This is a genomic window from Thermonema lapsum (genome assembly GCF_011761635.1).
Lineage (GTDB): Bacteria > Bacteroidota > Bacteroidia > Cytophagales > Thermonemataceae > Thermonema > Thermonema lapsum.
In genome coordinates this window covers 477225-489930 of record NZ_JAASRN010000001.1, presented here as the reverse complement: position 1 = coordinate 489930, position 12706 = coordinate 477225, and the positions used below count along the sequence as shown (strand labels likewise).

Sequence of the window (12706 nt, the reverse complement as noted above, 5' to 3'; positions counted from 1 at the left end):
AAAGCCTTGTTTTTATTTTCGAATTACTACCTTTGCACCCAAACACCTGAGCAATTAAACAACCATTGATTATGCAATACGACGTAACAGTAATCGGTTCCGGACCCGGCGGCTATGTAGCGGCTATCCGCTGTGCGCAACTGGGTATGAAAGTGGCATTGATAGAAAAATATAGCACTTTGGGCGGTACTTGCCTGAATGTGGGCTGTATTCCTTCCAAAGCCCTGCTCGATTCCACCGAGCACTACTACAACGCCACTCATCATTTCGACGCGCACGGCATCAAGATAGAAGGTATCAAGTTAGATTTGCCCCGCATGATAGAACGCAAAAACGAAGTGGTCAAACAGACTTGCGACGGGGTCGTGTATTTGATGAAGAAAAATAAAATTGACGTATATCATGGCGTGGGCAGCTTCATCGATAAGAACACCGTGGAAGTAACCAAAGCAGACGGCAGCAAACAGCAGCTTACATCTCAAAAAGTGATTATTGCTACCGGCTCGAAACCGGCAAGCATTCCTACCGTTCCTATCGATAAAAAACGCATCATCACTTCCACCGAAGCTTTGAATATCACTGAGCTGCCCCAAAAGATGATAGTGATTGGTGCTGGTGTGATTGGACTCGAAATGGGCTCAGTCTTTGCCCGCTTGGGCACTGAAGTGCATATCGTAGAGTACATGGACAGAGCCATCCCTACCATGGACTCGACCATGTCGAAGGAAATAGAGAAAGTGTTGAAAAAGCTGGGTATTCAGTTTTACTTTAAACACAAAGTACTGGAAGCCAAAGCTACTGACAAGCAAGCAACTGTAAAGGTAGAAACCCCAAAGGGCGATATCATCGACTTGAAAGCCGACTACTGTTTAGTAGCCATTGGGCGCCGCCCCTATACCGAAGGCTTAGGTTTAGAAAAAGTGGGCGTGAAGACCGACGAGCGCGGGCGCGTGCTTGTCAATGAAAAATTGCAAACTAATATTGAAAACATCTACGCAATCGGCGATGTGGTTCGCGGTCCTATGTTGGCACACAAAGCATCAGAAGAAGGGGTATTTGTCGCCGAAGTGATTGCCGGTCAGAAACCGCATTTGAATTACCGACTGATTCCCGGGGTTGTGTATACTTGGCCCGAAGTGGCTTCGGTAGGCTATACCGAAGAAGAGTTGCAAGAGCAAAGCATACCCTATAAGAAAGGGCAGTTTCCTTTCCGTGCGTTGGGGCGGGCGCGTGCCAGCATGGACCTCGACGGTCTCGTAAAAGTGTTGGCACACAAAGAAACCGACGAGATATTGGGCGTACACATCATTGGCGCACGGGCAGCCGATATGATAGCCGAGGCTGTGGTCGCTATGGAATTCCGCGCTTCTGCCGAAGACCTCGCCCGCATTTCTCATGCACACCCCACCTATATGGAGGCAGTGAAAGAAGCTTGCTTGGCTGCTACTGAAAACCGTCCTTTACATATCTGATAGAATACCTTGGAAATTATCTGGGTACATAAACCCACAGAACACATTCAAAGCACACTGATTGGGCTTGCCCGCCTGACTGACACCCTCAGTACGGCGGGCTTGCCTGCTTCAGATTTGCAATACGTAGAAAGCATCGAGCATCCTGTGCGTCGCAGCGAAGCCATTGGAGTACGCCTGTTGTTGCGCTACTTGCTTGAGGAGCATTGGCATATGCCCTACACCGGAACGCTACGACGGGGAAAACAGCCACTGCTGAATGGTTATCCTTCCGTGGGTGTTTCTTTTAGCCATGCTTATCCCTATGTGGCAGTGGCGCTATCGGCTCACTTCCGGGAGGTAGGTATCGACATTGAGCGCCCCCGCCCACAATTGTTGCGCGTGGCACCCCGTATTTTTGCCGAACAAGAAATGCTGTGGGCTGGCAATGACCTTGAAAAGCTGGGCATCTTATGGGCTGCCAAAGAAGCACTTTTTAAAGCATATGCAGAAGGAAAGCTTATCTACCGCACCGAGCTGCTCGTGGAGCCGGCACCACAAGACGCTTTTTTGATTGGTTGGGTGCGCAAAGAGAAAATCCCCCTGCTGTCGTTTGAGCTGAGGGTGCACCGGTTGCCAGATGCCCTCTTGTGTGTGTGGACCAATCAACGCTTGAATCCTCGCTGACGCTTGGCTTCAAATGTTATGATAGCACAGGCATTCGACACATTGAGTGAATCTATGTAGCCACTCATGGGAATGATGATGTTTTGGTCGGCAGCTTGCAACCATGTGTCACTCAGCCCTGTGGCTTCTGTGCCGAACACCAGCGCTGAAGGTCGGGTAAAATCAGCAGTATGGTAGGGTATGGAGGCATTCAGTGCGGCTGTGTAGATGCATACGCCTCTTTTTTTGAGCCAAGCAATGACCGTTTCGCTGGGAGCACAGATGGTGGGTACTGTGAAAATACAGCCCAAACTGGAGCGGATTACATTAGGATTGAAAAGGTCGGTTTGAGGGTCGCATACAATCAAGGCATCTACAGAGGCGGCATCGGCAGTGCGCAGGATGGCACCTAAGTTGCCGGGCTTTTCTATTGCTTCTACTACTATCAATAAGGGATTGGAGGGCAGCTGTAGGTCGTCAAGACGACGCACAGGCGGAGGCGCCGTAGCAACTACCCCTGACTCGGGGCGATAGGCTATCTTTTGCATTGCCTCTTCGCTTACCTCAAAGATGCGTACTTTCTGTTTGTCGAGAGGGAGGCTCTCTATCCAGCTTTCCGGCGTATAACGTGGGTAAAAAAACAGGCTCTCCAGCTGTATGCCTGCCTGCAGTGCTAAGCTGATTTCTTTTTTTCCTTCTATTAAAATTAACCCTTCTTGCTTGCGTGCATGGCTTTTATGTAATTGGTAAAGCCGTTTGATTTTTGGATTTTGTGCCGATTGAATCAATGGATAGGGCATAGTGATTTTATGCTTTTGATGAGTAAGGGCGTAAATTTCGCTTTTTTATTTCGAATTTTGTTCTTTATATTAGATTCATGAACCATTTTGCGTCTATGCAAGAACAAAGTACTATACATGTAGCGGATGTGCGTGATGGCACCCAGCAAAAGCCTAAGAAAAAATCAATATCGTATTACTTTCGTATTGATTTTGAGACTATTCAAGGGCGTTTGACGGCTGGCTTTTTGTCCATGGCGCTCATATCTTTTGTTTTGATTCAAGGAGCCAACTATCGGTGGAGGCAGCAGATAGAAAACCGCAATACGCTGCTCTACAAACTATACCCGCTCGAAATCCACGCCTTGCGCCTGCTCGATGAAGTGCGGGAAGCTGAAAATGTCTTCGAAAAAGCCTTGCTATTTGACAATAAAGACTATCTCAGGGAGTTTGAGAACCGTTGGCAGGGGAGGGTATTGCCTGTTGCTGAGGCACTCAAAAAGACTGCCACCAATATCCAAGATGGAGAAGTAAAGACACTTGCCAATAGCATTAGCGATGTGTTGCTCAAACACATGAAGCAAGAGTATGAGCGCATACGCGAAATTTACGAGCGCAAGGAAGACCTGCAGGGCATCACAAGCATACGAAGCTATTTGCAGGAAGAAGTACAAAACAGAATAGTACCTTTAAGTGCACGCTTCAAGGAAACAGTAGAACGTCTGTTGCGAGAAAAACAGGCTCTGGTAGCCAGCTATGAGAGCGCCTACCTTTCACTTGACCGTTGGCGCCCTTGGGTCATTGTTCTGGAATTTGCCATTGCCGTGGCGGTAGCTGCCACCATAGGTTCGCTTTTGATTATTAGTATTTTAGTTCGTATTCGCACACTGAGAGACCAGATTCTTACACTTGCCAAAGGCGACTTACCGCCTCCGTTGCCGGAAAGCAAAGACGAATTGAATACCCTGATTCGTGCATTGAACCAAGTAGTGGAGGGGCTTTCTAAAATCAAAACCTTTGCTCAGGAAGTAGGTAGCGGGCGCTTCGATACCGATATATCGGTATTCGAACGGGAAGGAGACTTGGGGCGCTCGCTCGAAGAAATGAAACAGCAACTCAAGCTGGTGTATGAAGAGGAGCAAAAACGGGCTTGGGCAAGTGAAGGCTTGGCGCAGTTTTCGCGTATCTTGCGGGAAAATCAAGATGACCTCGAAGCGCTCTCCCGTCGTTTTGTGTCTAATCTGTCGCGCTATGTCGGTGTAGAACAAGTAGGTATTTTCCTATTGGAGGAAGCACAAGATGGGGAACCGCTCTTGCAGCTCAAAGGCGCTTTTGCATACAGCAAACATAAGGCAATACATAAAGAAATAGCCATAGGAGAAGGGCTGGTAGGGCAGGTGTTTCTTGAAGCAAAGTCATTACATATAACTGAATTACCTGAGGATTACTTAAAAGTAGTAACTGGTATGGGCGCAGCACCACCCCGTGAGCTATTTCTTGTGCCCTTGGTATATAACGAAGAGTGTTTTGGTGTGATAGAAGTTGCCTCTTTGCACCACATACCAGAATATAAAGTGAAGTTTATAGAAGAAGTAGCTAAAGTATTGGCTTCTACGGTTTCTTCGGTAAGAGCCGGGGAGCGTACTCGCTTATTGTTAGAAGAGTCGCGCCGCAAGACCGAAGAGATTCTCGAGCAGGAAGCCTTATTGCGCCAAAATGCTGAGGAGTTGCGTGCTGCTCAAGAAGAACTTGAAAGCCGCTTGAATCGCACGCGTCGCGAGCTGCACCAGATGCAATTGATTATGGATAGTATTGCCGATGTGGTGATGGTTTATGACGAAAGAGGGGGCATTCGTATGGTGAACCGTGCCGTGGAGGATACCTTTGGTTACCTTCAAAGCGACCTCATCAGCAGCAGCATACGCATGCTTATCAATGCGCCTATAGAAGAACTAAAAGAAGTGGAATACATTACCAGTCGCGACGGAGAGCGTTTGATGCTCTCAAAATACAAGGTGTTTAAAGCTACCCGTCGCGATGGCATCGAAGTGGAAGTGCAGATGGCATACCAAGCTATAGATATGGAACGGGAGCGCCTGTATGTAGCTACTATTCGTCCTTTGTAATCAAATATCTTTGAATATGCAACGAAATATATTACACACTCTGCTGTTTTTAGCATGCCTTTGGGGCATGAGCGATTGCGCTACTTTGCAAGGAATCAATACTCAAATAGATGGCTTGGGAAAGATAGGGCAGCAACCATTGACCGAGCAGGAAATTGCTGCCGGCTTAAAAGAGGCTTTGGAAGTGGGAATATCGAAGGGAGTAGAACAACTCATGAAAGAAAACGGCTATTATGGCAACCCATCTATAAAGATTTTATTGCCTCCAGAAGCTCGAGAAGTGGAGTCTGTCATTGAGCGGCATGTGCCGCAAGGCAAAGAGCTCATTGATAGGGTAGTCTTGAAGATGAACCGTGCTGCCGAAGAAGCTGCCCAGCAGGCGAAACCTATTTTTGTGAATGCTATCAGGCAGATGACCATCACAGATGCGCGTAACATCTTGTTTGGCAGCCAAGATGCGGCAACCCAGTACCTGAAAGCCAAAACCTATGACGGTTTATTTGAGGCTTACTATCCTCAAATAAAAGACGCAATGGAAAAAGTAGGTGCACAACAGGCATGGCAGGCGTTGGCGCAGCCCTACAACAAGTTGGCAGCGTCGCCTTTGGGCAGCACCGTGGGCGCTTCGAAAAAAGTACCTGAGGACGTATCGCGCTACGTTACGGAGCGGGCACTGTACGGTTTATTTTTGAAGGTGGCAGAAGAAGAATTAAAAATAAGAGAGCAGGCGACAGCTCGTATTACGCCGCTGCTGCAAAAAGTATTCGGAGAACTGGATAAGCGCTAACCCCAACTAAAAAGCAAAGCCCTGCCACCGACGGCAGGGCTTAATTCATAACAAATGCGTTATTTTTATTCTTTTACGGCTTTGGCAGTGCCTGAGCCTAAAGTTTGCACTTGTACACGTTCGGGACCTCCTTTGTAGTAGATGTCTCCTGAACCAGTAATTTTAGCCTCTATGCTGTCGGTAACCGTTACCTTAGCATCGCCACTGCCAAGGATACGGATATTGGCAGAGTCTGCTTGCAAGTCATAGGCTTCTACATTACCGGAACCCCGTAGTTCTATCTCTAGCTTGTCAGTACTGCCACGCAATACAATATCGCCACTGCCTATTTGCCTGATGCTAAGCCTTTCACACAAGAAGGAGGCTTCTACTTTGCCGCTGCCCTTATTCTCTATGAAGTAGCTTTTGCCTTCCAGTTTACTTTCTACCAATACATCAGAGCTACCGCTGTTTTTTAAGTTGGTAAATTTGCTAAAAGTGACGGTGATGGTGGCATTGGAATCGTTGGTCAGGTGTTTAAGATTGGTTTTTCTTTTGATATACAGCGTGTTGTCTTTTACATAAATTTTGATGTCATCCAAAGGAATGCCACGTGACTCTATGCGGGCTTCTTCTTTATTTCCAGCACGCAGCACCACTTTAAAATCGCCGTCTATTTCTACTTGTGAGAAGGTGGATAGTGTGCGCGTGGCAATTTCTTGTGCCCAAGTGCCAACACTCCAAAGGAGTAAGCTCATCGTCAGACAGATGTTTTTTCTCATAGGGTTTTTGCTTTTTTAACTTTTATGCAAAGTTATGCATAAATTTTATGCATAAATAAAAACGGAATTACTTTTCATTTCTTATGCCTAAATTGTAGTTTTACACTTGTTCCTTGTTTATTGATTTTTTTAGCAAAACATAATTCAAAATTAGCGCTTTATGAGAAGAAGAAAGAATACTAATCTGTTGAATCAATTGTTGTGGCGTTTGTTACGTGCCCCTCGTTTTTGGGGCTTTTTTATCATCCTCTTGCTTATGCTCTATATCTTCATGCCCCACGAAAAAGTAGGGCGCTTGTTAATGCCTTTTACCGCTAATGACTGGGCGAAATCACTCTATGCTGTCAAGTACGAATATTTCCCCAATTCGGATGCGCCTCCTTTAAGTGGCTTGTTGCAAGCAGAAAGCAGCGTAATACAGAAAGAAGAAAAACCGACTGTGGTCGACAGAGAGCTCGCGGCGGCAAATGAAGAAAAAAGTTGGGTGCTTGATGAATCCTTTGCATTTCCTGCCTCTACTGTTCCCTGCACAGTGGTGCGTCATAAAGCCTTTGCACTATGCTATGATGAAGAACATGAGTTGGCACGCTGGGTAGCGTACCGTCTAGACTATGAAGAGCTGGAAGGCAATTTAGAGCGCTTGAATAACTTTGCCCCTGACCCGGCAGTACCTACAGGTACCGCCCATCCCTCTGACTACTCACGCACTGGCTACGATAGAGGGCATTTAGCCGCCGCCGCCGATTTCGAATTTGACCGCCAGGCTTACGAAGAAAGCTTCCTTATGAGCAACATAGCGCCACAAACTCCTGAGCTGAATCGCGGGGTATGGCGTGAGCTGGAAGAGCAGTGCCGCCGTTGGGTGCGCCGCGACAAATCTCTTTACATCGTTACAGGTCCTATCCTCGGCAAACGCCCTCGCAAGATAGGGAAGCGAACAAAAATCTCTGTGCCTGAGGCTTTCTATAAGGTAATTTTGGATATGCGCGAACCAGAAATAAAAGCCATTGCTTTCATTATGCCCAATAGTAAAAACCTGAAGGACGACTTTATGGATTATGTCGTGAGTATCGATGAAGTGGAAGCGCAAACTGGTTTGGACTTCTTTCCGGAGTTGAGCAAAAATCCTGCCCTTGAGCAACGCCTCGAAGGCGAGCTGCACCCCGAGCTATGGCGAAGAAAGTATAGAAAAAAACAGTAGGGGATGTGCTCTTTTCTGTGATTATTACTTTATTTTTATCTTGTCAGAAACAATTAAACGTGGTCAAATTATGTTGGATTTTAATAATGCTATAAGGGAGGTAGCCAAGCGCTTCAATGCTCAAATAAAAGAAATCTCTCCCAGCGTTTATGCGCTCGATATACCCTTTGTTACCAAAGGGGGAAGCAATCGTTATCAGTTTGTGTATGCATGGGTGGTGAAGGGGCGTGCCAAAGGGCGCGACTGCTTCTACTTCAACAGCAAGGTAGGGACCTATCACTCGCAAATAAATTTGAAAAAGATAGTAAGAGAAGCAGGTTTTGCCAACAGTGCCACTATCACCATTATTGATGACAAACAAACCGATGGCTCGCCTTGTGAAACACTCATCGTGCAGGCAGCTCCTTTGGCAGAACATGTAACCTCTATCGATGAAATGGCTGATATCATATGGGAAGTAGCTGAGTTGGCAGACGTGCTCGAAGAAAAATATTTTGGAGGCGACAAGTATTAACTGCTCAATTTTTTTTTGAAAATTTTGACCCGCACGCAACTTCTATGGGAGTTGCGTTTTTTTTGTTAAAAAAAATTTGCATGTATATATACTTTTTAATTAGCTTTACTTTGTGTTTCAAAGACAAAGTGAAAAATGAAAGAAATACTTCCTCATATTGACAAGCTGCTAGAAAACAAGTACCGTTTGGCAATCATGGCAGCACTTATGAAAAAGCCAGGGCTTACTTTCAACGAAATAAAAGATGCTTTAGGGCTGACAGACGGCAATTTGTCGAGCAATACCATTCTGCTGGAAGAAAGAGGATATATTGAAACAGACAAGCGCTTCGTGGGGCGGCGCCCGCTTACCACTTATCGTCTTACCAATAAAGGTTACAAGGCTTTTGCCAAGCACTGTGAACAGCTGGCAAAGGTCATCAGTGGGCAATTCAGTTTAGACGAGGGTCAATCGGATAGTTCGCAATGACGCGGTATTCGCCACCCATGTCGCGTAAGATGGTACGCCACAAGTCGCCGGGCTGGGTGTCAAACAGTACAGTGGTATTGCACTCGGTTACTATCCATGTGTCTCGTTCTATTTCAGCATCGAGCTGACCCGGCGACCAGCCCGAATACCCCAAAAAGAAGCGTATGTTTTGGACAGGTAATTGACCAGTATTGAGTAGGCTTTTAACCACGTCGAAATCGCCACCCCAATAGAGCCCTTCCTGCAGTTGTATGGAGCCGGGAATAAGTGCCCCCATTCGGTGCACGAAGTGTAAGGTGTTTTGCTCTACCGGACCACCGATAAAAAGAGGAATATCGCCAGCATAAATGTCATCCAACACATCACTTAAATGTAGATGGGTGGTTTGGTTGAGCACCAAACCAAAGGTGCCGTGCTCTTGATATTCACAAATGAGTACTACAGTGCGTTCAAAATTAGGGTCTCCCAAGAATGGTTTGGCTATCAGTATGCTGCCACTTTTTGGTTTCGATTTAGACATTCTGCTTTTTCTTTTTTCAAAAAATAAAAAGCTTTTGCTCAAAAGATAAAATATTCGCTCTTTTTTGAGTAAATTTTTGATGCATTTATCAATCTATGCCTATGTCTGTTTACTTACGCCTTCTTGCCTGCTTGTTGCTTATTGTGAAGTCGTTGCCGGGACAGACACAGGATGCATCTCGCCCGGCTTTTGTGCGCAATCTGGGGCAGTGGCCCGCACCGGTGCTTTATAGAGCGGAGCTTTCCGGGGGCTTTCTTTTTGTTTATGCCGACAGCCTGCAATTTTCATGGTATGATGCAGCCTTTCTTGCTTCGCTCAAACATAGCAAGCAGCACGGACAACTAGCGCCACAGCAAGCCATGCGGGTGCATAGTTATGTAATTCGTTTTAAAGGTGCAAATCACACACAGCCGTCTTGTGCCCCGGACAGCAGACAGCTGCCGGTGAAATACTATTTGTCTGCAAGCGACCCAACAGGAACCACCTCTGTGCAGCGTATAGAAAGCAGTGCTTGTGCTGTTTTGCACTTTACTAATCTGTATGACCGCATAGATTTGCGTTTGTTTATAAACGAGGAGGGGCATGTAAAGTATGAATTTTGGGTGCATCCGGGGGCAAACCCCAACGACATACGCTTGGAATACGCTTATACACAAGGGCTGCGCATCACCGAGCAGGGGCACTTGGCAATAAAAACCATCTTTGGCGAAGTATTGGAATTAGCTCCTGTAGTATATCAAATAAAAGGAGAACGAAAGCAAAAAATCAAAGCTCGTTATGCCTTGAAAAAAAATACATTGAAGTTTTTACTTGAAGACTATGACCCCACAGCGACCGTGGTCATAGACCCCGAGCTAGTCTTTTCTACTTATTCCGGTGCGGTATCTGACAACTGGGGCAATACTGCCACTTTCGATGAAGAGGGGTACTTATATTCGGGGGGGACTGCCTATGGGCGTAATTTCCCAAATCCCCCGGGTATCTTTACCATCGGTCCGGGGGGAACTTCCGCCAACTTCCCTTTGATTACCGATGTGGTGATTTTTAAATATAACCCTACGGGCACGCGGCTTGAATACATCGTCCTGATAGGGGGCAGTGGTTCAGAGGTACCTCATAGTTTGGTAGTTGACAACAACCGCGATTTGGTTATACTGGGCACCACAAGTTCTACCAACTTTCCCACTACCGATGGCTCTTCGTTTCATGGAGGGGTACCTGTGAATAGCGTGTTGGGCAATAGCTATGCCAACGGCAGTGATATTTTTGTCATGAAACTGGCTTTCGACGGCTCCTTGAAAGCTTCTACTTTGATTGGAGGCACGGACAACGACGGTATCAAACTCTACCAAGCCGGCACTTTCATTCATAACTACGGCGACGAGTTTCGAGGCGATATTTATGCCGACGCCAACAACAATTTATACATCGCTTCAACCACACGCTCGAGCACCATTGCGGGGGTGAGCGGTTCTCTTAGCGGTACGCAAGACGGGCTGTTGTTGAAGCTGAATGCCAACCTTCAGCTCATCTGGGGGCGATACATTGGAGGTAGTGGGGTTGATTTGGCTTTGTCGGTACGTGAAGCACCTAACGGCGATTTGTATGTGGGAGGGGGGACAAACAGCCCCAATTTGCCCAATACCGCCAATGCTTATTTGTCAGCCCCACAGGGAAGCGACGATGGTTTTGTAGCGCGTTTTTCGCCCGATGGCACTTGGTTACAAACTACCTACTTGGGTACCTCTGCTGCTGACATGGTCTTTTTTGTGGATACCGATGCCGAAGGCAAGGTGTATGCATTTGGGCAGACCTATGGAAACTATCCGATATCGCCGGGTGTATATGCCGTACCTAACAGCGGACAGTTTATTCATAAGTTAGAGGCTGATTTGCGTTCTTCGATATGGAGTACCACGGTGGGGTCAGGTGATGGCGCTCCAGATATTTCGCTGACAGCTTTTTCGGTAGTAACCGAAAATAATTGTGGCAACATCTATTTCGCCGGTTGGGGGGGAGCCATCAACCGGGCAGTCAACGGAGGCATCAACAACAATGCCTCTAGCGATACAAGGAATTTGCCCACTACTTTCGATGCTTTCCGGCGAACGACCGTCAACGGCAACGACTTTTATATTGCAGTGCTGGAGAAAGATGCTAAAAGCTTGCTTTATGCTACTTTCTTTGGAGAAGATAGCCCCAATGAGCGGGGCGACCATGTGGACGGAGGCACCAGCCGCTTTAGTAAGAGTGGCACCATTTATCATGCTGTTTGTGCTTCTTGTGGGGGCACCAACGGCTTCCCTGTAACCGAAGGGGCGTGGTCTGCCAACAACAACTCTTACAATTGCAACAATGCAGTGTTTAAATTTACACTCGACCTTGAAGCTGCTTTTGAAATAAAAAATCCTAACTTAGGTTTTAGTGTGGTAAATAGTGGGGAGCGCGTGTGTGCCCGTCGCTTGTTTTTCGACTACAAGGCTATTGGCGCAGAGACTTTCGTTTGGGATATCTACGACAATTTAGGCAATAAAATATTCAGCCAAAGTAGCGAAGCGGACTTTTTCTATGAATTTACCAAAGAAGGGGTATATACCGTCAATCTGACGGTGATTAACTTCTCTTCTTGTGCCAAGGTGGCACGTGCTTCTCAAACGTTTCAAATCGCTTTTCCTCCTTTTACCGTAAGCGATGACGTAAGCATTTGTTATGGTGATACGGTGCAGTTGCAGGCTGCAGGTGCCGATACTTATGAGTGGGCACCTGCCGGCAGTTTGTCTGACCCTTTTGTATCCAATCCCTTGGCATTTCCTACGCAAACTACTACCTACTACGTACTGATGCGGGACAGAGCCGGCTGTGAGTATCGCGACAGTGTTCGGGTAACGGTTTTGCCTTTTGAGCCGGTGAGTATAGAAGTGGAAACCGTACCTTCTTGTGCTGCTACCAACGGCATCCGTCTGAAAGCGGTGGGCGGTTTAGAAAGCTATACCTATGAATGGCACATGGGCGATGGTACGGTCTTGGAAGGTGCTACGCCAGAAGTTTATTTTTATACCAAAGGAGGGACTTACGATGTGGTGTTGCTGGTGAACACCGGCGATTGCATTGCAAAACTGAAACAACAAGTGCAGATAGAAGAAAAGCCCTTACCGCCTAATGTGATTACCCCTAATGGAGATGGCATCAACGATGTACTGGTGTTGCCGGAGACGGGGAGCCAGCTCCGGGTAGTCAATCGTTGGGGCAAGACCGTATATGAAAGCACCGATTACCGCAACGATTGGGGCGGCGACTCATTGCCTTCCGGTGTGTATTTCTTCCATGTGGTAACCCCAAGTGGAAGAGACTGCCGTGGCTGGTTGCATCTGCTGCGCTAAAATATACTTGCCAGAATGAGTAATTAGTAAATAAAAAGGGGACTTCTATAAAG

The 12706-nt window shown here is 46.8% G+C and carries 11 protein-coding genes; 8 read left to right on the top strand and 3 right to left on the bottom strand.

Annotated elements, in window-relative coordinates:
• The first annotated feature begins 71 nt into the window (after positions 1–71).
• Both lpdA and FHS56_RS02075 read left to right on the top strand, forming a co-directional pair.
• On the top strand, positions 72–1472 hold the full coding sequence (lpdA, locus tag FHS56_RS02080; protein ID WP_166918222.1) for a dihydrolipoyl dehydrogenase: 1401 nt from the start codon (positions 72–74) through the stop codon (positions 1470–1472).
• Between the two features lie 9 nt (positions 1473–1481).
• Positions 1482–2138: a 4'-phosphopantetheinyl transferase family protein gene (locus FHS56_RS02075; RefSeq protein WP_166918221.1), complete on the top strand. Its 657-nt coding sequence runs from the start codon at positions 1482–1484 to the stop codon at positions 2136–2138.
• Here FHS56_RS02075 and FHS56_RS02070 read toward each other — a convergent pair.
• Positions 2117–2917 carry a TrmH family RNA methyltransferase gene (locus FHS56_RS02070; protein WP_166918220.1) on the bottom strand — a complete coding sequence of 267 codons (801 nt, stop codon included), beginning with the start codon at positions 2915–2917 and terminating at the stop codon, positions 2117–2119. The genes FHS56_RS02075 and FHS56_RS02070 overlap by 22 nt on opposite strands.
• A gap of 95 nt (positions 2918–3012) precedes the next feature.
• Here FHS56_RS02070 and FHS56_RS02065 point away from each other — a divergent pair, with 95 nt between their 5' ends.
• Together FHS56_RS02065 and FHS56_RS02060 are read left to right on the top strand one after the other, a co-directional pair.
• Positions 3013–5022, top strand: coding sequence for a PAS domain S-box protein (locus FHS56_RS02065; RefSeq protein WP_166918219.1), 2010 nt, complete (start codon positions 3013–3015; stop codon positions 5020–5022).
• Positions 5023–5038: 16 nt separating this feature from the next.
• Positions 5039–5809: a DUF4197 domain-containing protein gene (locus tag FHS56_RS02060; RefSeq protein WP_243844125.1), complete on the top strand. Its 771-nt coding sequence runs from the start codon at positions 5039–5041 to the stop codon at positions 5807–5809.
• A gap of 65 nt (positions 5810–5874) precedes the next feature.
• On the opposite strand, the gene FHS56_RS02055 is transcribed toward FHS56_RS02060, so the two are convergent.
• A complete protein-coding gene (locus FHS56_RS02055) occupies positions 5875–6546 on the bottom strand; it encodes a head GIN domain-containing protein (protein WP_166918218.1) in 672 nt (223 codons plus the stop codon).
• Positions 6547–6730: 184 nt separating this feature from the next.
• Between FHS56_RS02055 and FHS56_RS02050 the strand changes: the two genes are divergently transcribed.
• The 3 genes from FHS56_RS02050 (at position 6731) to FHS56_RS02040 (ending at position 8753) form a co-directional block, all read left to right on the top strand.
• Positions 6731–7771 (top strand): DNA/RNA non-specific endonuclease, encoded by a 1041-nt coding sequence (locus FHS56_RS02050; RefSeq protein WP_166918217.1) that lies wholly within the window; start codon positions 6731–6733, stop codon positions 7769–7771.
• A 70-nt stretch (positions 7772–7841) separates the two neighbouring features.
• On the top strand, positions 7842–8285 hold the full coding sequence (locus FHS56_RS02045; RefSeq protein WP_166918216.1) for a hypothetical protein: 444 nt from the start codon (positions 7842–7844) through the stop codon (positions 8283–8285).
• 135 nt (positions 8286–8420) lie between these two features.
• A complete protein-coding gene (locus FHS56_RS02040; protein WP_166918215.1) occupies positions 8421–8753 on the top strand; it encodes a winged helix-turn-helix domain-containing protein in 333 nt (110 codons plus the stop codon).
• On the opposite strand, the gene FHS56_RS02035 is transcribed toward FHS56_RS02040, so the two are convergent.
• Positions 8716–9273: a YqgE/AlgH family protein gene (locus FHS56_RS02035; RefSeq protein ID WP_166918214.1), complete on the bottom strand. Its 558-nt coding sequence runs from the start codon at positions 9271–9273 to the stop codon at positions 8716–8718. The genes FHS56_RS02040 and FHS56_RS02035 overlap by 38 nt on opposite strands.
• Before the next feature lie 101 nt (positions 9274–9374).
• On the opposite strand from FHS56_RS02035, the gene FHS56_RS02030 reads away from it, so the two are divergent.
• Complete coding sequence (locus tag FHS56_RS02030; RefSeq protein ID WP_166918213.1) at positions 9375–12653, top strand: DUF7948 domain-containing protein; 3279 nt, start codon at positions 9375–9377, stop codon at positions 12651–12653.
• Positions 12654–12706 lie beyond the last annotated feature (53 nt).